Source organism: Devosia sp. T2-14 (genome assembly GCF_055397495.1).
In genome coordinates, this window is the sequence record NZ_AP027921.1 from 1162026 (window position 1) to 1180855 (window position 18830).

An 18830-nucleotide genomic window follows, 5' to 3' on the forward strand; every position below is an offset into this window, starting at 1 on the left:
TCACGTGAATCATTTGCCGATGCAGAAGCTGGCAAACAATCGATCCAACACCCGTTCGGCATCGATCCGGCCGACCAGCCGTTCCAGGGCTTGCGAGGCAATGCGCAGGCTTTCGGCGGCGAGCTCGGGCATATCCAGCTGGCGGGCCGATTGGTCCAGCGCCTCCATGGCGCCGGCCAATGCGGCGCGGTCGCGCTCGCGGCTCAGCAATGAGGGTTCGCCCTGTGCCAGCGTGCTGCCGAGACGCTCGATTCCCGTGAGCAACGTCGACAGCCCTGCCCCGGTTTGTGCGGAGACGGCAAGGTCGGCGGCGTTGGCACTGCCCAGATCCAGCTTGGTGGCAACGCGCAGCAGCCTGGGATGGTTGGGCATGGCCTCGGTCTCGGTGAGATCGGGGGCCATCAGCCAGAGCACGATATCGGCCTGGTCTATCGCCTGCCGGGCGCGGCGAATGCCTTCGGCCTCGGCCTTGCTGTCAGTCTCCCGTAATCCGGCCAGGTCGAGCAGGATATAAAGCTGGCCACCGATATCGAGCGGCACTTCGCGCACGTCGCGAGTGGTGCCGGCTTCGTCGGTGACGATGGCGATGTCGGACTTGGCCAGCGCATTGAGTAGGCTGGATTTGCCCGCATTGGGCGGCCCGGCGAGAGCAACGCGGATGCCTTCGCGGACAATGCGGCCATGTTCGATGGAGGCAACCGCATCAGCCAGTTCCGCCCGCAGCGCAGCAATCGCGGCGCCAAAGCTCTCCGGCAGGGATTCGGCGACGTCGCCTTCATCGGAAAAGTCGAGTCGCGCTTCGATTTCGGCGCGTAGGTCAAGCAGCTGGTCACGCCAGCCATCGATGCGTTGCGACAGGCCACCTTCAAATCGTGCCAGCGCCTGGCGGCGCTGGTTTTCGGTTTCGGCTTCGAGCAGATCGCCGAGCCCCTCGATTTCCACCAGGTCCAGCTTGCCGTTTTCAAAAGCCCGGCGCGTGAATTCACCCGCCTCGGCGAGACGGGCACCTTCATTGACGAGGAGTTTGAGAATAGCACGGACGCCGGCCGGCGAGCCATGCACCTGCAATTCGGCGCAGTCTTCGCCGGTAAAGCTGTGGGGTGCGGGGAACCAGGCAATGAGGCCTCGGTCGAGCAACGAGTCCTGCCCGATGGGGCGCAGGGTCAACCGCCGCGGCTCGGGCAGCGCACCGGCCACCTTGCCAAGCAGCGCCGGAACATCGGGCCCGGAGAGACGGATGACCGCCACCCCGGACGGCGGTGTCCCGGAGGACAAGGCGACGATCGTGTCAGTCATTCACAGCGTCCCAAAAGCAAAGAGCGACACGCCTTCGGCATGCCGCTCTTCAAACTTAACACACGGCGTGTGTCAGGTGTTCATCGAGTCGAAGAAGTCGGAATTCGTCTTGGTCTGGCGAACCTTGTCCATGAGAAATTCCATCGCGTCGATCGTCCCCATCGGGTTGAGGATACGGCGCAGCACGTACATCTTCTTGAGAATATCGGGCTCGACCAGCAGTTCTTCCTTGCGGGTACCCGACTTGGTGATGTCGAGCGCGGGGAAGATGCGCTTGTCGGCGACCTTGCGGTCGAGAATGATTTCCGAGTTACCGGTGCCCTTGAATTCTTCAAAGATCACTTCGTCCATGCGCGAACCGGTATCGATCAGCGCGGTCGAAATGATGGTCAGCGAGCCGCCGCCTTCGATATTGCGGGCGGCGCCGAAGAAGCGCTTAGGGCGCTGCAGCGCGTTGGCATCCACACCGCCGGTGAGCACCTTGCCCGAGCTTGGCACGACAGTGTTGTAGGCGCGGCCGAGACGGGTGATGGAATCGAGCAGGATGACCACGTCGCGCTTGTGTTCGACCAGGCGCTTGGCCTTTTCGATCACCATTTCGGCGACCTGGACGTGGCGCGATGCCGGCTCGTCAAAGGTCGAGGAGATGACTTCGCCGCGCACCGAGCGCTGCATGTCGGTCACTTCTTCCGGACGCTCGTCGATCAACAGCACGATCAGATAGCATTCGGGGTGATTGGTGGCGATCGACTGTGCGATATTCTGCAACAGTACAGTCTTACCAGTACGTGGCGGCGCAACAATCAGCGCACGCTGCCCCTTGCCGAGTGGAGCGACCAGATCGAGCAGGCGCGCCGAACGATCCTTGAGGGTCGGATCGGGCAGCTCCATGCGGAGACGCTCTTCGGGGTAAAGCGGGGTCAGGTTGTCGAAGTTGACCTTGTGGCGGACGGCCTCGGGATCTTCGAAGTTAATCGTGTTTACTTTGAGCAGCGCGAAATAGCGCTCGCCATCCTTGGGAGACCGGATCTGGCCTTCAACCGTGTCGCCGGTGCGCAAACCGAAACGGCGGATCTGGGATGGGCTGACATAGATATCGTCAGGACCGGGGAGATAGTTCGCGTCGGGCGAACGCAGGAACCCGAAACCATCGGGGAGGACTTCAACGACGCCTTCGCCGGTGATGTCGACTTCCTGGGCTGCGAGCTCCTTGAGGATGGCAAACATCAATTCCTGTTTGCGCATGGTCGAGGCGTTCTCGACCTCGTGTTCTTCGGCGAACACCAGCAATTCGGCCGGGGATTTGGCCTTGAGCTCGCTGAGCTTCATATTCTGCATGTAGCGATAAACCCTTGAGGGAAATCTGGTAAGGCGGGGGGTATTTTCTGGGGGCAGGCACCGCGCAGCGACCGGGGCCGGTCAGCTAAAATATGGGATGCGTCGGCAGCCATGTAGCGCGATCCCGCGGCTTTTTCAAGAAAGAAACCGTGGGTGGGCCAGCGGATTCACGTGAAACGCGGCGATTTGGGTGGGGAAGCCAGCAACAAACTCGGTGTCATCCCGGCCCTGAGCCGGGATCCAACTCGAGGTGTCTGAGCAGATCCACCAAGCGGCCGAAGGAAAAATCTCAGGATGGGCCCCGGCTCAAGGCCGGGGTGACATTGTGCGTGGGGCGGGCTCCGAAAAAAGTCCACCCCACAACGTGGGTTAGAACGGCTTGACGATAACTGCGATGACGATGACCACCATGAGCACCGTCGGCACTTCGTTGATGAGGCGGAAGAACTTCTGCGGCTTGGTGTTGCGGTCTTCCTTGAAGGCGCGGAGATAGCTGCCCAGCATGCCGTGCACGCCCGAAAGCGCGATGACCGAGGCCGCCTTGAGATAGGGCCAGCCCGCGCTCCAGTCGACCAGGCCCAGATGGATCATCCACAGACCGAACGCCCAGCTGGCGATCATCGCCGGGGTGGTGATGCCACGGTAGAGCCGGCGTTCCATCACCTTGAAAGTCTCGGACTTGTCCGAACCCACCTCGGTGACCGAGTGATAGACGAATAGACGCGGCAGATAGAGCATGCCGGCCATCCAGGAGATGACCGAAATCACATGCAGCGCTTTGATCCACATTTCCATGGGGCGTTTCCTAAGTCGGGCTAGCCGTTTTTGACGCGATCAACCAGGCGCGCCATATGCTCGATCGGGGTTTCCGGCACGATGCCATGACCCAGATTGAAGATGTGCGGCCGGTCGCTGAAGGCTTCGATGATGGCGTCGATCCGCTCGTCGAGCTGCTTGCCCCCGGTAACCAGGCGCAGCGGATCGAGATTCCCCTGCACCGGCAGGGTGGCCGGCAGCGTCTTTTTTGGGAAATCGAGCGGGGTCGAATAGTCGAGGCCCACCGCATTGACGCCAGTCATTTCGACATAGCGCGCAATATTGCCGGCGGCGCCGCGCGGGAAACCGATGATCGGGGCATTGGGCACGCGGGCCCTTACGCCTTCGACGATCCGCCGATTTGGCTCGATCACCTGGGTGGTGAAGGCCTCATCGTCGAGATTGAGCGCCCAGCTTTCAAACAGCTGCACTACGTCGGCGCCGGCTTCAAACTGGGCGACGAGATAATCGATGCTGGTTTCGACCAGGAAGTCCATCAGCCGGGCATAATCGTCGGGCTGGCGCAGGGCATAGAGCCGCGCGGCGGCCTGATCGGGCGAGCCACGACCGGCGATCATATAGGTCGCCACGGTCCAGGGAGAGCCGCAGAAGCCGATCAGCGTCTTTTCGGGAGCCAGTGCCGCCCGGACGAGCCGTACCGTCTCAAGGACAGGCTCAAGCTTTTCCAAAGCCCCTTCGGGCTTGAGGCTGGACAGGGTGTCCGGGGTCAATGGATCAAGACGTGGGCCTTCACCCACTTCGAAGCGTACTTTTTGCCCCAAGGCATCGGGCACGACCAAAATATCGGAGAACAGGATCGCTGCGTCGAGATCGAAGCGCCGCAATGGCTGCAGCGTCACTTCGCAAGCGAGCTCTGGATTGTAGCAGAGGTCGAGGAAGCTTCCGGCCTTGGTGCGGACTTCGCGATATTCCGGTAGATAGCGGCCAGCCTGGCGCATCACCCAGATTGGCGGACGCGCCTGACGTTCACCGCATACGGTTGCGAGCAGAGGTTTGTGGGTCATGACTTTCTTCCCTTCCAAACCCCAAGAGATTCTTTCTTACTTCGTATCTGTATTATCATAGCGGTGTTTTTAGCCAATTCACGCGCATCCACAATTGCCATGGTGGCGGCACAAGAGCGCAGCCGAGTGGTTAACGGGGTGTAAACGAGTCCTGTGAATCATTTCGAGCGACCACGCCGCCCAATTGGTTAACGACAGATTAACGAGGCGACTCCCGAGTCAATGATTCGCTTGGCACTGTGCAAAACCGTTTGGCGGGCCCATCCTGGCCTAACGAGGTTTTCCCCAGAGCTATCCAGAGGCCCCCTGGGCCCGGGGCCGGGGCCGAAATGTTAATGAAATGATAACGAGGTCGAACAAGTCGGGCGAAAGGCAAAAGTCATGAGTCATTATCACAGGACAGGCTTGAGCTGTGGATGACAGTGTGGAAAACATCGCTCCCATGTTGATCCTTGCCTCGCAGAGCGCCACCCGCAAAGCCTTGCTGGAACAGGCCGGGATGGCTTTTTCCACCGCTCCGGCCAGTGTCGATGAGCGCGCACTGGAACAGGCGGTTCTCGATGCCGGCGGCGATGGGCGGGACGTGGCTTTGTCGCTCGCCCAGGCCAAGGCGGCTGCCGTTGCGGCGGGCAAACCGGGCGCAATCGTCATTGGCGCAGACCAGACCCTGGCGCTCGGGCACGAGCTTTTGCACAAGCCTTCCAACCGCGCCGAGGCGGCGGCCCAGCTCGATCATCTGCGCGGCAAGACCCATCGCCTCCATGCCGCCGTGGCGCTGGTGCGCGATGACCTGCTGTTGTGGTCCGGCGTCGAGACCGCGGAGCTCACGGTGCGCGACTTTACCCCCGAGGAACGCGACGCCGTGCTCGATCGCGAAGGCGACGCCATTCTGTCCTCGGTTGGTGGCTACCGTCTCGAAGGCCCGTCGATCCAGCTGTTCGAGACCGTCACCGGCGACTATTTCACCATTCTGGGCCTGCCGCTGCTATCACTGCTTCAAGCACTGCGCCTTCACGCCCCCGAGACCCTATCGTGACCACCAAAGCCTTTGTTATCGGCCATCCGATCCATCACTCCCGCTCCCCGCTCATTCACGGCACCTGGCTGGAGCAGCACGGCATTGATGGCAGCTATGAAGCGATCGATGTGGCCCCGGCCGACTTGCCGGCCTTTTTCGAGCGCCTGCGCAGCGGCGAATTTGCCGGTGGCAATGTCACCATTCCCCACAAGGAAACCGTGTTCGCGCTGTGCGACAGCGTCGATCCTCTGGCCCGCACCATTGGCGCGGTCAATACGCTGACCGTGCGGGACGGCAAGGTGCATGGCACCAATACCGATTATCTCGGCTTTCTCGGCAATCTCGATGCCGGCGCGCCCGGCTGGTCCGATGGCCCCCATGACGCGATGATCATCGGCGCCGGTGGCGCGGCGCGGGCCGTGCTGATGGCGCTGCGGCGGCGCGATGGCGGGCGGGTGCATGTGCTGAACCGCACGCTGGCCAATGCCCAGGCGCTGGTCGAGGAAATCGACGGGCCCTTCGAGGCGCATGGCTTTGACGCCTTCCCCGAGCTGGCTGCCCATACCGGGCTTGTGGTTAACACCAGTTCCATCGGCATGCATGGCTCGCGCTTTGACTGGCTCGACATGACCCTGCTGCCCAAGACGGCGCTGGTCACCGATATCGTCTATACGCCGCTGATCACTCCGCTGCTGGCCGAGGCCCAGGCCCATGGCCTGCGCACCGTCGATGGTCTGGGCATGCTGCTGCATCAGGCCGTGCCGGGTTTTGAAGCCTGGTTCGGGGTGCGGCCCAGCGTGACGCCGGAGCTGCGGGCCCGCGTCGTGGCCAGCCTGGACCACTAGCAATGCTGCGCATCGGCATTACCGGCTCGATCGCCACGGGTAAGTCGACGCTCCTCAAGGCCTTTGCTGCCCAGGGCGTGCCGGTGCTGTCTGCCGATGCGGCCGTTGCCGAACTCTATGCCGGCGAGGCCGTCGCGCCGGTGGAGGCGCTGTTTCCCGGCGTTGCCGTCGATGGTGTGATTGACCGGGCTCGTCTGTCGCAGCAACTGGCTACCGATCCCACCGGCTTTGCTCGGCTCGAAGCGGTGGTCCATCCACTAGTGCGGGCGCGCATTGCCCGCTTCATGGATGAAGCCGAGCAGGCCGGCCATGATCTGGCGGCGGTGGAAGTGCCGCTGTTGTTTGAAAGTGGCTGGGATTACGGGTTCGATGCGGTTGCGGTGACCTGGGTGGATGAAGCCGAGCAGCGGCGCCGTGCGCTCGGCCGGCCGGGCATGACCGTGGATAAGCTCGAGACCATCCTTGCCCGGCAAATGCCACAGGCCGACAAGAAGGCTCGTGCCACCTATCTGTTCAATACCGGCCAGCCGGTTGAAACGACGGTGGCGATGGTTGCCGCACTGGTTGCGGAGATCAGAGCCAAAGGGCCGCAGAATGAACCGTGAGATCGTCCTCGATACCGAAACCACCGGCTTGTCCCCCACCCAGGGCGACCGGCTGGTCGAAATCGGCTGTGTCGAGCTGATCAACCACATTCCCTCCGGCCAGACCTACCACGTCTATATCAATCCGCAGCGCTCGATGCCCGAAGAGGCTTTCCGCGTGCATGGCCTGAGCGAGGAATTCCTCAGCGACAAGCCTCTATTCGACGCGGTGGCAGGCCCGTTCCGGGATTTCATCGGCGATGCGACGCTGGTCATCCACAACGCGCCCTTCGACATGGGCTTTCTCAATGTCGAGCTGGAGCGCGCCGGACAGTCGCGCCTCAGCAACAACGTGATCGACACCGTGATGCTGGCACGCCAGAAGCATCCGGGCGCCCGCGTCAGCCTCGATGCCCTGTGCAAGCATTATGGCATCGACAATTCCCGCCGCACCCTGCACGGCGCGCTGCTCGATAGCGAGATCCTGGCCGAGGTTTATCTCGAACTGCTCGGCGGCAAGCAGGTGAGCCTGGCGCTGATGGCCGAAATCACCGTGTCGCCGCTCGAAGCCATGGCCAGCCGGCCCATCGCGGCGCAGCGGCCGGTGGCCCTGCCCTCGCGGCTCAGCCTCGAAGAGCGTGCTGCCCACGAGAAGATGGTGGCTTCGCTCGGCGCCGATTCGATCTGGGCCCATTACCTGCAGCAGACCGCCGCGGCCGAATAACAGCCATAAAAAAAGCCCCGCATTGCAGCGGGGCTTTCAATTCGCACTGGCCGACTGGGATCAGTTCGGCTTGGCTTCACCATTGCCTTCGGCGGCATTCTGCTTGGCCGCCAGGGCTGCGAGGTTCTGGCGGTAGATGGCGGCGAAATCGACCGGCTCCATCATCAGCGGCGGGAAACCGCCCTGCTGGGTGACGCTGGCCAGAACCTGCCGTGCAAACGGGAAGATCAGGCGCGGGCATTCAATCATCAGCAACTGGCTGAGCTGAGCCTCGGGGATGTTCTTGAGACGGAACACGCCGCCATAGACCAGTTCCACGTTGAACAGGATGGTGGCTTCGCGATTGGCCTTGGCATTCAGCGTCAGCTCGACCGCATAGATGTCGTCGGCCTGCTTCTTGACCGCAACCGAGATCGAGACGTTGAACGCCGGATTGCCGCCGCCGGTCATGATCGAGCCGGGCGCGCCCGGATTCTCGAAGGAGAGGTCGCGAATATACTGGCCTACCATGTTCATGGAGGGCAGGTTTGCCGCCTGGGGCGCCGCGCCGCCCTGAGTATCGTCAGCCATAATCATGCAGTCCTTTGCCCGATATTGTTGCTGGCGTGGCTAGCATCTTTGCGCTGGAGCGACAAGGCTGACTAAGGCCTAGCGCGGCCGGTAATCGTCTTCGTCGAGATCGATCGTGCCTTCTCCGCGCAGGCGCGGGTCCCCGCCCCTGGGGCCGGAGCGATAGGTCGTGGTGGTTTCCACCACCGTCACGCGCTTGGCCAGACCCGCATAGATCCAGCCGCGCACCGGCGGCAACAGCAGCAGCAGCGCCACCGCATCGCTCAGAAAGCCCGGCAGCACCAGCAGCAGCGCCGCCAGCCCGATCAGCATGGTGTCGAAGATGGTGCGCCCCGGCAGGCGTCCGGAATTGACATTGTTGCGCAATTGGCCAAGCACCGCCATGCCCTGCTGGCGCAGCAGCAGGCCCCCCAGAATGGCGGCGCCGATGACCAAGGCGAGCGTTGGCAGCAGGCCGATTGTCTGGCCCACCTTGATGAACAGGGCGATCTCGATGATCGGCAGGGCAATCAGGCCTAGGGCGAATAATCGTGCCAAGGTCAGGGTTTCCTTCTTTGCGTCCTTGCGGCAAAAGGGGCTCATCGCCCCCTTGTGAACTGGTTTTGGGGTGAAGCTTTGCCTATATATAGGCATGTTGAAACGCTCAGCGAGCGTCACCGCGTCGTTTTTCTTACGGCGCTCACGGTAAGGTGCATTGCCCCATGGATGAATTCTTCGATCTGCCGACCCTCATCGTGATTGCCGTGGCAGTCTTTGTACTGTTCCGTCTGCGCTCGGTGTTGGGCACCCGTACCGGCAATGAACGTCCACCCGTCGAGCGTCGCAAACCTGCCACCGAAGGGGCCAATGACGACACCGTCGTGCCGCTGCGCCCGCGGGGCACCGCCGCGCCCGAACTCGATGACGAGCGCCGCAACCGCAAGATCGAAGCCGAAATCGAGCAGTTCTCGAAGGGCAACGAGACGCTGGCCGCCGGCCTCAAGGATGTGGCCGAGGCCGACCCGACCTTTACCCCGAAATCCTTCCTCGATGGCGCCAAGCAGGCCTATGAGATGATCGTCACGGCCTATGCCGCCGGTGACCGCCAGACCCTCAAGAACCTCCTCGAAAAGGACGTGTTCGAGGGCTTCCAGCGCGCCATCGCCGAGCGCGAAGCTGCCGGCCAGACGGTCGATTTCACTTTTGTCGGCCTGCCCAAGATCGAAATCGCCGAAGCTGAATACGACCGCAAGAATGTCATGCTGACCGTGCGCTTCCACGCCGAAGTGGTGTCGGCCACCCGCGACAAGGACGGCAATCTGGTCGAGGGCAATGCCGACCAGGTGCAGACCATCGCCGACGCCTGGACCTTTGCGCGCAACCCGAAGTCCCGCGACCCGAACTGGAAGGTCATCACGACCAGCCAGCTCGACTGATATTTCAACCGGCGGGCCGGCGTCCTATCCATGTCCAAGCGTGAACCGAGGCGCCTGCCCCATGACTTCCACCTGTGGACGGCTGTTGCCGCCACGGTGGATCCCCTGCGCCGCAAGGGCCTGCTCAAGTTGGCCAATGGGCCGCTGCCGCTGCCAGCCGAGGAACAACCCGTTGTTCCCGCCCCCGAACTCAGGCCGCCGCCGCGGCGCCAGCCTCCCAAAAAATCCTTCCTGCCGCCTTACCAGGCGCCCCCGCCCTCGGCCAGCGTGCCCGACAAGGCGGTCGATCCGGCCATCCGCAAAAAGGTCGGGCGCGGCCGTATCGATATCGACGGCACCATCGACCTGCATGGCATGACCCAGACCGAAGCGCGTGGCGCGCTGCATCGTTTCATCCATGCCCGGTTCCTGCGCGGCGATCGCACCGTGCTTGTCATCACTGGCAAGGGCCTCAAGACTGACAACGACTATATGGCGGCGATGACCGAGCGCGGCGTGCTGCGCACCATGCTGCCGATCTGGCTCAACGAGCCGTCCCTGGCGCCGATGGTGTCGGGTTGGAGCATTGCCGCGCGCGGCCATGGTGGCGAGGGGGCGTGGTATGTGCGCCTGCGCCGCGCATGAGGGACCGATCATGACCCCGCTTGGTGCAAAAATCCGCCAGCTGCGCGAGGAACGCGGCATCTCGCTCAAGGAAATGGCCACCGCGCTCAATGTGTCCAGTGCTTACCTGTCGGCGCTGGAGCACGGCAAGCGCGGCAAGCCCACCGGCTTCCTGCTGCACCGCATCATCACCTTCTTCAACGTCATCTGGGACGAGGCCGAGGAACTGCAGCGCCTCGCCGAAATGAGCGACCCCAAGGTGACGATCGATACCGGCGGCATGGCGCCTGAGGCCACCGAACTCACCAATCGCCTGGCGCTCGATATCGGCAAGCTCGAACCGGAAGACCTGCGCTTCCTGCGCGATGAAGTGGTGCGCCGTTCGGGCCGCAAACGCCCCTGAGGGCGCTGGTGCGCCGGCCCTGACAGGCGTATTCTCAACTATCCGCAAAAGGAGGTTGAAATGCGCACTTTAGGTGTCGCGGCCATCCTCGCCGCGATGAGTTTACCCGCCTTCTCCGCCGACCTGAGCCCCGGAGACCTGCGCGCTTTGCTGGCCGAGGGCGACGCCGCCACGGTGGTGCATGGGCTCGATCCTATCAGCTGGGAGACTTTTCTCGCCCATGTCAGTGCGGGCGATCGCGGCTGGATCGATGTGGTGCCCCTGCTGCAACCGGGCGCCGACGCCGCGATCGAGCAAAGCCTTGCCACCGCGCTGTCCCGCGCGCTGAGCGCCAATCCGGTCGGGGTGCTGACCTTGCTGTCCGGTGACAGTTTCACCGTCGCCGACATCTGCGGCACCAGCCATGTCGAGGGTCCGCCGGCTGTGGCGGCCCAGTTCATCGACGCGGCCCTGGTCAAGGTCGCGGCAGTCACCGATCCCCAGCTGTCCCAGACCCGCAACGCCTGCCTGCACGCCTTGGGCGAAGCCAGGATCGCCGCGCTGATTTAGAGCTGGTTCACCCAACCACCGGCGCTGCCCGCGGACTTGATCCGCGGGCCACTCTCGGCTCGGTGATGTTGATAGAGGCCCCCGGATCAAGTCCGGGGGCAGCATAGGAGTGCGCGGCGGTATCTCGCGCGCAGATTCCCCCGATTTCGTGGCTCCCAACACCCCCACCTGACCTCCCCCTGTTAGGGGGAGGAACAGTTCAGCGGTCAAACGCCATCAGAGCACGAACTTGCTCAGGTCCTGGTCCGCGGCCAGCACACCCACCTTGTCGGCGACGAAGGCGGCGTCGATCTTGATGACGTGACCCTGCTTGTCGGGGGCGTCGAAGCTGATGTCTTCCACCAGCCGCTCCATCACCGTCTGCAGGCGCCGCGCGCCGATATTCTCGACCGAGTTATTGACCCGCACCGCCGCGTCGGCAATCGCCTCGATGGCGTCCTGGGTGAATTCCAGCGTCACCCCTTCGGTGCTCATCAGCGCCACATACTGCTTGATCAGGCTCGCATCGGTGTCGCCGAGGATGCGGATGAAGTCCTCACGGGTCAGCGCCTTGAGTTCCACCCGGATCGGCAGGCGGCCCTGCAATTCGGGCAAGAGGTCGCTCGGCTTGGAGACGTGGAACGCGCCCGAGGCGATGAACAGAATATGGTCGGTCTGCACCGGACCATATTTGGTCGACACCGTCGTGCCTTCGATCAGCGGCAAGAGGTCCCGCTGCACGCCTTCGCGCGAGGGACCGCCGGTCACCCCACCTTCGCGCGCGGCCACTTTGTCGATCTCGTCGATGAAGACGATGCCGTGGTTTTCCACCAGTTCCACCGCTTCGCTCTTGAGCTGTTCCTGGTCGAGCAGCTTGTCGGCCTCTTCGGCGATCAGCGGCTCATAAGCCTCCCGGACCTTGATCTTGCGCTTCACGCCGCGTCCGCCCATGGCCGATTTCAGCATGTCGGAAATGTTGATCATGCCGATGCCGCCATTGGGCATGCCGGGGATTTCAAAGCCGCCGGTATTGGTGGCCGGGGTCATCTCGATCTCGATTTCGCTGTCGTCGAGCTCGTTGTTGCGCAGCTTCTTGCGGAAGGCGTCACGCGTCGAGGGCGCCGCCGAATGGCCAACCAGCGCGTCGAGCACACGGTTTTCGGCATTCTGGTGGGCCTGCGCCTGAACGTCGGCGCGGCGCTTGTCGCGCAGCACGGCAATCCCGGCTTCCACCAGGTCGCGGATGATCTGCTCCACGTCGCGGCCGACATAGCCCACTTCGGTGAACTTGGTGGCTTCCACCTTGACGAAGGGCGCCTGCGCCAGCCGCGCCAGGCGGCGGCTGATCTCGGTCTTGCCGACACCGGTCGGTCCGATCATCAGGATATTCTTGGGCGTGATTTCGCGGCGCATTTCGGGCGGCAGCTGCTGGCGGCGCCAGCGATTGCGCAGGGCCACGGCCACCGCGCGCTTGGCGTCATTCTGGCCCACGATGTTGCGGTCGAGCTCGGACACGATCTCGCGCGGGGAAAAGTTACTCTCACTCATCTTCTGTCTTTCCTGGTGCCTCATCGAGGAAGCGCACCATCATGTGTTCGTCGATATATCGACCGTTCACGTAGAGGCAGCGGGGATCGGTGCCATAGATGGCAAAGCCCGCCTTCTGGTAGAGCCGGATGGCGGGGGCATTATGGGCTCCCACCATCAGATGCAGCTGGATCACCTCGGACCGGGCATGTTCCACCGCCGCTTCGAGCAGCGCCAGCGATGCCCCGGTGCCGCGCAGGGCCGGTTTGACATAGACCTGCATCAGCCAGCCGCGATGGGTTTCCCGCTCGCCCTCGTCGCGGCCATAGGCGACGATACCAGCCGGCTCCCCGGCGGGGCCCGCCACCGCGAACAGCGCCATGGTGTCGAGCTGGCGCTGCAGCGATTCGGTGCTGCGGGCGGCAAAGTTCTCGGCCGAGGTGCCATAGGATTCCGGCGATACGGTCAGCGCCTCCAGCCTGATGGCCCGGTAGGCATCGACATCGTCCCCCGTCAGGCGCCGGATCGCATGGCTCACTTATCGAGCTCGATGGTTTCGAGGGTCACATTGCCATTGGTATAGACGCAGATTTCCTCGGCGATCTTCATGGCGCGGCGGGCGATGTCCTCGGCATCGAGGTCGGTGGCATCGGCCAAAGCCAGCGCCGCGGACAGCGCGTAATTGCCGCCCGAGCCGATGGCCGTCACGCCATGATCGGGGGTCAGAACGTCGCCCGTGCCGGTCAGCACCAGGGTTTCCTTCTTGTCGGCCACGATCATCATGGCTTCCAGCTTGCGCAGGTAGCGGTCGGTGCGCCAGTCCTTGGCCAGTTCCACCGCGGCGCGCATCAGCTGGTCGGGATACTGCTCCAGCCGCGCTTCGAGGCGCTCGAACAGCGTGAAGGCATCGGCGGTCGATCCGGCAAAGCCGCCGATCACCTTGCCACCCGCCAGGCGCCGCACTTTCTTGGCGCCGTGTTTCATCACGGTCTGGCCCATGGAGACCTGGCCATCGCCGGCCACCACGACCTTGTTGCCCTTGCGCACCGAGACGATCGTCGTCCCATGCCACCCGGGGAAATTGCTGTCACTCATAGGGGAGGTACTCCAGAACTCATGCTGCAATATTTAGGCGGTGGTGGCGCGATTGCAATGTACAGGCCGGCACGGCGGGCGGCCGGTCCGGGCACGTACATCAGGCGCGATCCTGCCTGATCCGCCGGCCCATGCCATGCCCAGCTGGGATCGGGGCCCCTAATCCGTTCGGCTAGGACCTCGGCCGCGCCTACCCGAAAGAGCCGCCATGCAACGCTCTCTTTAAGCCTGTGTGCATTAATGCTAGGTGAGCCTCATCTTCGCCGGAGACCCAACGACATGCGTACCGCCAGCATTGCCCGCAAGACCAACGAGACCGAGATCTCAGTCTCGGTGAACCTCGATGGCACTGGCGTGCATCACATGGCCAGCGGCGTCGGCTTCTTCGACCACATGCTCGATCAGCTGTCGCGCCACTCGCTCATCGACATGTCGGTGACCTGCAAGGGCGACCTGCACATCGATGCTCACCACACGGTGGAAGATGTCGGCATCGCGCTGGGCCAGGCCATTTCACAGGCATTGGGCGATAAGCGCGGTATTCGCCGCTACGCCTCGTCCGACCTGCCGATGGATGGCACGCTGACCCGCGCCGCGCTCGACGTGTCCGGCCGTCCGTTCCTTGTGTTCCGCGCCGAGTTCAACCGCGACAAGGTGGGCGATCTCGACACCGAGCTGTTCCGCGAGTTCTTCCAGGCTTTCGCCATGAATGCCGGCATCACGCTGCATATCGAGAACTTCTACAGCGACAACAACCACCATCTGGCCGAGTCGATGTTCAAGGCCGTGGCCCGCGCCCTGCGCGACGCCGTGGAAATCGACCCCCGCGCCGCCGACCGTGTGCCCAGCACCAAGGGAACGCTCTAGGCTTTCGCTTTCGCGCCTTTTGCACTAGATCGTCCCACATCTGCGGTGTCACCCCGGCCTTGAGTTGGGGCCCATCCTGAGATCTCAAGATGGATCCCGGCTCAAGGCCGGGATGACATCGAGGTACTGGAGACCATTGTGACCCTCTACGCCATTTTTGATCCCAAGCCCGGCAAGCCCGCCTTGCCTGCGGCGATCCCCGAAAAGTTCTCGTGGCTGGCCGCCCTACTGCCGCCGGTCTTTCTGGTCGCCCATGGGCTCTGGCTGGAGCTGGTGGCCTATGGTCTCAAGGTTGTGGCGCTGGTGATCCTGGCCGGGCTCATCGGCGACGATGCCGCCTTTCTGCTCTATCTGCTCGCGGTGACCTGGCTGGGTTTTGCCGCCCCGGGCCTGCGGCGTCATGCGCTGGTCTGGCGGGGCTGGCAGCCGCGGGGCTACCGCGTCGCACCCAGCACGGATCTCGCCCAATTGGAGGCACTGCAATGAGTCTGGTCACCATCATCGATTATGGCGCAGGCAACCTGCACTCGGCCTCGAAGGCCTTTGAGCGCATGGCGGCGGGCCTGGGTGGCATCGAGGTGGTCGTCACCGCCGATCCCGAACGTGTGCGCAAGGCCGACCGCATCATGCTGCCGGGCGTCGGCGCCTTTGCCGACTGCAAGGCCGGGCTCGATGCGGTGCCCGGCATGGTGGAGGTGCTCGAGGAGCGCGTCATCAAGGGCGGCACGCCGTTCCTCGGCGTCTGCGTCGGCATGCAGCTGCTGGCCAGCGAAGGCCGCGAAAAGACTGTGACACCGGGCCTGGGCTGGATTCCCGGCGCCGTGGAACGCATCACCCCGTCCGACCCTGCCCTCAAGATTCCGCATATGGGCTGGAACACCATTTCCATCACCCAGCCCCATCCGCTGCTGGCCGGCATCAAGGATGGTCCCGATGGGCTGCACGCCTATTTCGTGCACTCCTACCATCTGGCCACCGCGACCGCCGACACCTGCTTTGCCACCACCGAATATGGCGGCACCGTCACGGCCTGCGTCGGGCGCGACAATATCTTCGGCACCCAGTTCCACCCGGAAAAAAGCCAGGCGCTGGGTCTGCAACTTATCGAGAATTTTTTGAGGTGGACCCCGTGATCCTTTTCCCCGCCATCGATCTCAAGGACGGCCAGTGCGTTCGCCTCAAGCTGGGCGATATGGACCAGGCCACCGTGTTCAACGACGATCCCTCTGCGCAGGCCAAATCGTTCGAAGACCAGGGCTTTGAGTATCTGCACGTGGTCGATCTCAACGGCGCCTTTGCCGGTGAGAGCGTCAATGGCGCGGCGGTGGAGGCCATCCTCAAGACCGTCAACTTCCCCGTCCAGCTGGGCGGCGGCATCCGCAATCTCGGCCATATCGAAAGCTGGCTCGACAAGGGCCTGGCCCGCGTCATCCTCGGCACTGTCGCCGTACGCGATCCGGCTCTGGTGAAAGAGGCGGCGCAGAAGTGGCCCGGCCAGGTTGCCGTCGGCATCGATGCGCGTGGCGGCATGGTGGCGGTGGAAGGCTGGGCGGAAACCTCCGAGCTCAGCGTCATCGAACTGGCCAAGCGTTTTGAGGGCGCTGGCGTTGCCGCCATCATCTATACCGATATCGACCGCGACGGCATTCTGGCGGGGATCAACTGGGACTCCACGCTCGAACTGGCCCGCGCCACGTCCATTCCGGTGATCGCCTCGGGCGGTCTTGCCTCCATGGCCGATATCGAGCGCATGACCCAGCCGGAATATCAGGTGCTCGAAGGCGCCATTTCCGGCCGCGCGCTCTATGACGGGCGCATTGATTCACGTGAAGCACTCGCTCTGCTGAAGGCAAAGTCATGACCCTCAAGACCCGTCTCATCCCCTGCCTCGATGTTGCCGGTGGCCGCGTGGTCAAGGGCGTGCAGTTCGTCGACCTGGTCGATGCCGGTGACCCGGTGGAAGCCGCCATCGCCTATGACGCGGCTGGTGCCGACGAATTGACCTTCCTCGACATCACTGCGAGCCACGAAGGCCGCGACACGATCTTCGACGTTGTCGCCCGCACCGCCGAGCACTGCTTCATGCCGGTCACGGTGGGCGGTGGTGTCCGCTCCATCGAAGATATCCGCAAGCTCCTCTTGGCCGGGGCTGACAAGGTGGCGATCAATTCCGCTGCCGTGAACGATCCCGATTTCATCGGCCGCGCCGCCGACAAGTTCGGCAATCAGTGCATCGTCGTGTCGGTCGATGCCAAGCAGCGCGCCGATGGCGGTCAGGGCTGGGAAATCTACACCCATGGCGGCCGCAAGGCATCCGGGCTCGACGCGGTGGAATTTGCCATGCGCATGGTCGAGCGCGGCGCCGGTGAACTGCTGGTCACCTCGATGGACCGCGACGGCACCAAGTCCGGTTTCGACCTGGCGCTGACCCGCACCATTGCCGATGCGGTGGAAGTCCCCGTCATTGCCTCGGGCGGTGTCGGCACGCTGCAGCACCTGGTCGAGGGCGTGAAGGAAGGCCATGCCAGCGCCGTGCTGGCCGCCTCGATCTTCCACTTCGGCACCTTCACCATCCCCCAGGCCAAGCAATATCTGCGCGACCACGGCGTCGACGTCCGCATGGACGGCATTGCTTAGGTCGTAGTGACGACGCGCCGGTTTTTTGCTCTAAGCCCTTCCCAGCCACAGTGTCACCCCGGCCTTGCGCCGGGGCCCATCCTGAGATCCCAAGATGGATCCCGGCTCAAGGCCGGGATGACAACCCAGAGATCGGGAGCACCAGGATGAATCTCGAAGACCTCGAAGCCCGCATCGCCCTGCGGGCGGCCGCCTCGCCCGACGAGAGCTACACCGCCAAGCTCATCGCCCGGGGCATGGAAAAATGCGCCCAGAAGCTGGGTGAAGAGGCGACCGAGGCGGTGATATCGGCGGTGACGGGCAACCGCGCCGAGCTGGTCAAGGAATCCGCCGACGTGCTCTACCACCTGCTGGTGGTGCTGCGCGCCGCCGGGGTGCCGTTGGGCGAGGTGATGGCCGAGCTTGACGCGCGCACCGCCCAGTCCGGTCTCGCCGAAAAGGCCGCGCGCGGGGACACCCCCTGATGGCCAAGCGTTCTCCAGTTCAGCGCCCCTACCACCATTTCACCAAGGCGCAGTGGAGCACGCTGCGCGATGGTCAGCCGATGACCCTCACCGCCGAGGATATCGAGCGGCTGCGCACCCTCTCCGATCCGATCTCGCTCGAAGAAGCCGAGAAGATCTACCTGCCGCTGACGCGCCTGCTGTCCTACTATGTCGAGGCCATCCAGGGCCTGCACAACGTCTCGACCCGCTTCCTCGATACGCCCGACCAGAAAGTGCCCTTCATCATCGGCGTGGCTGGTTCGGTGGCGGTCGGCAAATCCACGACCGCCCGTATCCTGCAGGCCCTGCTGCAGCGCTGGCCCTCCAGCCCCAAAGTCGACCTCGTCACCACCGACGGCTTCCTCTATCCCAATGCGGTCCTCGCCGAAAAAGGCCTGATGGAGCGCAAGGGCTTTCCCGAAAGCTATGACCGCGCCCGCTTCGTGCAGTTCCTCGCCGATATCAAGTCGGGCAAGGGCAATGTACAGGTCCCGGTCTATTCGCACCTGGTCTATGACGTGGTGCCCGGCAGCGACATCACCATCGACCAGCCGGAGATCCTTATCGTCGAGGGGCTCAACATCCTGCAGCCGGGCGAACTGCCCAAGGATGGCAAGCCGATCCTGTTCGCCTCCGACTTCCTCGATTTCTCGATCTATATCGACGCCGATACCGATGACCTGGAAGCCTGGTTCATGGAGCGCTTCTTCCGCCTGCGCGAAACCGCCTTCAAGGACCCGACCTCGTTCTTCCGCCGCTTTGCCGAGATGAGCAAGGAGGAGGCCGGGGTGTTCGGCCGCCAGGTCTGGCGCTCCATCAACCTGCCCAACCTCATCGACAACGTGCTGCCCACCCGCAGCCGCGCCGACCTCATCCTCAAGAAGGGCAAGAGCCACCTGATTGAAGAAGTGCAACTGCGCCGGGTTTAGGCGTTACCCCCACCTAACCTCCCCCTGAAAGGGGAAGGGACCATCCGGTGGAGGGAAATGATCCCGCCCCAAACTCTATCCGTCCCTCCCCCTTCAGGGGGAGGCTAGGTGGGGGCCGAGAGCCG

24 protein-coding genes are annotated in these 18830 nt (G+C 63.5%); 15 read left to right on the plus strand and 9 right to left on the minus strand.

Features of this window, described 5'->3' with window-relative positions:
* Positions 1-9 precede the first annotated feature (9 nt).
* From mnmE to hemE, 4 genes are all read right to left on the minus strand, one after another.
* Positions 10-1296 (minus strand): tRNA uridine-5-carboxymethylaminomethyl(34) synthesis GTPase MnmE, encoded by a 1287-nt coding sequence (mnmE, locus tag ACZ5WT_RS05725; protein WP_464286418.1) that lies wholly within the window; start codon positions 1294-1296, stop codon positions 10-12.
* Between the two features lie 72 nt (positions 1297-1368).
* Complete coding sequence (gene rho, locus ACZ5WT_RS05730) at positions 1369-2634, minus strand: transcription termination factor Rho (RefSeq protein WP_464286419.1); 1266 nt, start codon at positions 2632-2634, stop codon at positions 1369-1371.
* Positions 2635-3003: 369 nt separating this feature from the next.
* Positions 3004-3429, minus strand: coding sequence for a protoporphyrinogen oxidase HemJ (gene hemJ, locus ACZ5WT_RS05735; protein ID WP_464286420.1), 426 nt, complete (start codon positions 3427-3429; stop codon positions 3004-3006).
* A gap of 20 nt (positions 3430-3449) precedes the next feature.
* Positions 3450-4475: a uroporphyrinogen decarboxylase gene (gene hemE / locus ACZ5WT_RS05740; RefSeq protein ID WP_464286421.1), complete on the minus strand. Its 1026-nt coding sequence runs from the start codon at positions 4473-4475 to the stop codon at positions 3450-3452.
* A gap of 442 nt (positions 4476-4917) precedes the next feature.
* On the opposite strand from hemE, the gene ACZ5WT_RS05745 reads away from it, so the two are divergent.
* Genes ACZ5WT_RS05745 through dnaQ form a run of 4 tightly spaced genes read left to right on the plus strand, consistent with a single transcriptional unit; the run spans position 4918 to position 7646 of the window.
* Positions 4918-5511: a Maf family protein gene (locus ACZ5WT_RS05745; RefSeq protein WP_464286422.1), complete on the plus strand. Its 594-nt coding sequence runs from the start codon at positions 4918-4920 to the stop codon at positions 5509-5511.
* Positions 5505-6338: a shikimate dehydrogenase gene (locus tag ACZ5WT_RS05750; protein ID WP_464287154.1), complete on the plus strand. Its 834-nt coding sequence runs from the start codon at positions 5505-5507 to the stop codon at positions 6336-6338. Before ACZ5WT_RS05745 ends, ACZ5WT_RS05750 begins: the two co-directional genes overlap by 7 nt.
* A gap of 2 nt (positions 6339-6340) precedes the next feature.
* Positions 6341-6943, plus strand: a complete 603-nt coding sequence (gene coaE, locus ACZ5WT_RS05755) for a dephospho-CoA kinase (protein WP_464286423.1) — start codon at positions 6341-6343, stop codon at positions 6941-6943.
* Positions 6933-7646: a DNA polymerase III subunit epsilon gene (gene dnaQ, locus ACZ5WT_RS05760; RefSeq protein WP_464286424.1), complete on the plus strand. Its 714-nt coding sequence runs from the start codon at positions 6933-6935 to the stop codon at positions 7644-7646. Before coaE ends, dnaQ begins: the two co-directional genes overlap by 11 nt.
* Positions 7647-7706: 60 nt before the next feature.
* On the opposite strand, the gene secB is transcribed toward dnaQ, so the two are convergent.
* Together secB and ACZ5WT_RS05770 are read right to left on the minus strand one after the other, a co-directional pair.
* Positions 7707-8216 carry a protein-export chaperone SecB gene (gene secB / locus ACZ5WT_RS05765; protein ID WP_464286425.1) on the minus strand — a complete coding sequence of 170 codons (510 nt, stop codon included), beginning with the start codon at positions 8214-8216 and terminating at the stop codon, positions 7707-7709.
* Between the two features lie 78 nt (positions 8217-8294).
* The gene (locus ACZ5WT_RS05770; protein WP_464286426.1) at positions 8295-8798 is read right to left on the minus strand and encodes an FxsA family protein; all 504 of its coding nucleotides are present in this window, start codon (positions 8796-8798) and stop codon (positions 8295-8297) included.
* Between the two features lie 119 nt (positions 8799-8917).
* Here ACZ5WT_RS05770 and ACZ5WT_RS05775 point away from each other — a divergent pair, with 119 nt between their 5' ends.
* From ACZ5WT_RS05775 to ACZ5WT_RS05790, 4 genes are read left to right on the plus strand one after another with little or no spacing between them, the layout of a single operon-like run.
* Complete coding sequence (locus ACZ5WT_RS05775; RefSeq protein ID WP_464286427.1) at positions 8918-9631, plus strand: Tim44/TimA family putative adaptor protein; 714 nt, start codon at positions 8918-8920, stop codon at positions 9629-9631.
* Between the two features lie 30 nt (positions 9632-9661).
* Positions 9662-10255: a Smr/MutS family protein gene (locus tag ACZ5WT_RS05780; protein ID WP_464286428.1), complete on the plus strand. Its 594-nt coding sequence runs from the start codon at positions 9662-9664 to the stop codon at positions 10253-10255.
* A 10-nt stretch (positions 10256-10265) separates the two neighbouring features.
* Positions 10266-10637 carry a helix-turn-helix domain-containing protein gene (locus tag ACZ5WT_RS05785; RefSeq protein WP_464286429.1) on the plus strand — a complete coding sequence of 124 codons (372 nt, stop codon included), beginning with the start codon at positions 10266-10268 and terminating at the stop codon, positions 10635-10637.
* A 60-nt stretch (positions 10638-10697) separates the two neighbouring features.
* Positions 10698-11186, plus strand: coding sequence for a hypothetical protein (locus ACZ5WT_RS05790; RefSeq protein ID WP_464286430.1), 489 nt, complete (start codon positions 10698-10700; stop codon positions 11184-11186).
* Between the two features lie 216 nt (positions 11187-11402).
* On the opposite strand, the gene hslU is transcribed toward ACZ5WT_RS05790, so the two are convergent.
* From hslU to hslV, 3 genes are read right to left on the minus strand one after another with little or no spacing between them, the layout of a single operon-like run.
* Positions 11403-12713: an ATP-dependent protease ATPase subunit HslU gene (gene hslU, locus ACZ5WT_RS05795; protein WP_464286431.1), complete on the minus strand. Its 1311-nt coding sequence runs from the start codon at positions 12711-12713 to the stop codon at positions 11403-11405.
* On the minus strand, positions 12706-13230 hold the full coding sequence (locus ACZ5WT_RS05800; protein WP_464286432.1) for an N-acetyltransferase family protein: 525 nt from the start codon (positions 13228-13230) through the stop codon (positions 12706-12708). Before ACZ5WT_RS05800 ends, hslU begins: the two co-directional genes overlap by 8 nt.
* On the minus strand, positions 13227-13787 hold the full coding sequence (hslV, locus tag ACZ5WT_RS05805) for an ATP-dependent protease subunit HslV (protein WP_464286433.1): 561 nt from the start codon (positions 13785-13787) through the stop codon (positions 13227-13229). The genes ACZ5WT_RS05800 and hslV overlap by 4 nt, the downstream gene beginning before the upstream one ends.
* Before the next feature lie 279 nt (positions 13788-14066).
* Between hslV and hisB the strand changes: the two genes are divergently transcribed.
* From hisB to coaA, 7 genes are all read left to right on the plus strand, one after another.
* Positions 14067-14654, plus strand: a complete 588-nt coding sequence (gene hisB / locus ACZ5WT_RS05810; protein ID WP_464286434.1) for an imidazoleglycerol-phosphate dehydratase HisB — start codon at positions 14067-14069, stop codon at positions 14652-14654.
* Positions 14655-14792: 138 nt separating this feature from the next.
* Positions 14793-15140 carry a DUF2628 domain-containing protein gene (locus tag ACZ5WT_RS05815; protein WP_464286435.1) on the plus strand — a complete coding sequence of 116 codons (348 nt, stop codon included), beginning with the start codon at positions 14793-14795 and terminating at the stop codon, positions 15138-15140.
* Positions 15137-15787, plus strand: a complete 651-nt coding sequence (gene hisH, locus ACZ5WT_RS05820; RefSeq protein ID WP_464286436.1) for an imidazole glycerol phosphate synthase subunit HisH — start codon at positions 15137-15139, stop codon at positions 15785-15787. The genes ACZ5WT_RS05815 and hisH overlap by 4 nt, the downstream gene beginning before the upstream one ends.
* The gene (gene hisA, locus ACZ5WT_RS05825) at positions 15784-16515 is read left to right on the plus strand and encodes a 1-(5-phosphoribosyl)-5-[(5-phosphoribosylamino)methylideneamino]imidazole-4-carboxamide isomerase (RefSeq protein WP_464286437.1); all 732 of its coding nucleotides are present in this window, start codon (positions 15784-15786) and stop codon (positions 16513-16515) included. Before hisH ends, hisA begins: the two co-directional genes overlap by 4 nt.
* Entirely contained in the window at positions 16512-17291 is a 780-nt protein-coding gene (gene hisF / locus ACZ5WT_RS05830; RefSeq protein ID WP_464286438.1) for an imidazole glycerol phosphate synthase subunit HisF, read from the plus strand. Before hisA ends, hisF begins: the two co-directional genes overlap by 4 nt.
* Positions 17292-17437: 146 nt before the next feature.
* Positions 17438-17755, plus strand: a complete 318-nt coding sequence (locus tag ACZ5WT_RS05835; protein ID WP_464286439.1) for a phosphoribosyl-ATP diphosphatase — start codon at positions 17438-17440, stop codon at positions 17753-17755.
* The gene (gene coaA / locus ACZ5WT_RS05840; protein ID WP_464286440.1) at positions 17755-18705 is read left to right on the plus strand and encodes a type I pantothenate kinase; all 951 of its coding nucleotides are present in this window, start codon (positions 17755-17757) and stop codon (positions 18703-18705) included. The genes ACZ5WT_RS05835 and coaA overlap by 1 nt, the downstream gene beginning before the upstream one ends.
* Positions 18706-18830: the final 125 nt, after the last annotated feature.

Excerpts from the sequence above, each read along its gene's own strand:
- hslU (WP_464286431.1), bottom strand. The coding sequence starts at position 12,713 with ATGAGTGAGAGTAACTTTTCCCCGCGCGAGATCGTGTCCGAGCTCGAC.
- ACZ5WT_RS05790 (WP_464286430.1), top strand. The coding sequence starts at position 10,698 with ATGCGCACTTTAGGTGTCGCGGCCATCCTCGCCGCGATGAGTTTACCC.
- hisF (WP_464286438.1), top strand. The coding sequence starts at position 16,512 with ATGACCCTCAAGACCCGTCTCATCCCCTGCCTCGATGTTGCCGGTGGC.
- ACZ5WT_RS05745 (WP_464286422.1), top strand. The coding sequence starts at position 4,918 with ATGTTGATCCTTGCCTCGCAGAGCGCCACCCGCAAAGCCTTGCTGGAA.
- mnmE (WP_464286418.1), bottom strand. The coding sequence starts at position 1,296 with ATGACTGACACGATCGTCGCCTTGTCCTCCGGGACACCGCCGTCCGGG.
- ACZ5WT_RS05770 (WP_464286426.1), bottom strand. The coding sequence starts at position 8,798 with ATGAGCCCCTTTTGCCGCAAGGACGCAAAGAAGGAAACCCTGACCTTG.
- ACZ5WT_RS05780 (WP_464286428.1), top strand. The coding sequence starts at position 9,662 with ATGTCCAAGCGTGAACCGAGGCGCCTGCCCCATGACTTCCACCTGTGG.
- hemJ (WP_464286420.1), bottom strand. The coding sequence starts at position 3,429 with ATGGAAATGTGGATCAAAGCGCTGCATGTGATTTCGGTCATCTCCTGG.
- hslV (WP_464286433.1), bottom strand. The coding sequence starts at position 13,787 with ATGAGTGACAGCAATTTCCCCGGGTGGCATGGGACGACGATCGTCTCG.
- hisB (WP_464286434.1), top strand. The coding sequence starts at position 14,067 with ATGCGTACCGCCAGCATTGCCCGCAAGACCAACGAGACCGAGATCTCA.
- ACZ5WT_RS05835 (WP_464286439.1), top strand. The coding sequence starts at position 17,438 with ATGAATCTCGAAGACCTCGAAGCCCGCATCGCCCTGCGGGCGGCCGCC.
- ACZ5WT_RS05785 (WP_464286429.1), top strand. The coding sequence starts at position 10,266 with ATGACCCCGCTTGGTGCAAAAATCCGCCAGCTGCGCGAGGAACGCGGC.
- rho (WP_464286419.1), bottom strand. The coding sequence starts at position 2,634 with ATGCAGAATATGAAGCTCAGCGAGCTCAAGGCCAAATCCCCGGCCGAA.
- coaE (WP_464286423.1), top strand. The coding sequence starts at position 6,341 with ATGCTGCGCATCGGCATTACCGGCTCGATCGCCACGGGTAAGTCGACG.
- hemE (WP_464286421.1), bottom strand. The coding sequence starts at position 4,475 with ATGACCCACAAACCTCTGCTCGCAACCGTATGCGGTGAACGTCAGGCG.
- ACZ5WT_RS05775 (WP_464286427.1), top strand. The coding sequence starts at position 8,918 with ATGGATGAATTCTTCGATCTGCCGACCCTCATCGTGATTGCCGTGGCA.
- hisH (WP_464286436.1), top strand. The coding sequence starts at position 15,137 with ATGAGTCTGGTCACCATCATCGATTATGGCGCAGGCAACCTGCACTCG.
- coaA (WP_464286440.1), top strand. The coding sequence starts at position 17,755 with ATGGCCAAGCGTTCTCCAGTTCAGCGCCCCTACCACCATTTCACCAAG.
- dnaQ (WP_464286424.1), top strand. The coding sequence starts at position 6,933 with ATGAACCGTGAGATCGTCCTCGATACCGAAACCACCGGCTTGTCCCCC.
- secB (WP_464286425.1), bottom strand. The coding sequence starts at position 8,216 with ATGGCTGACGATACTCAGGGCGGCGCGGCGCCCCAGGCGGCAAACCTG.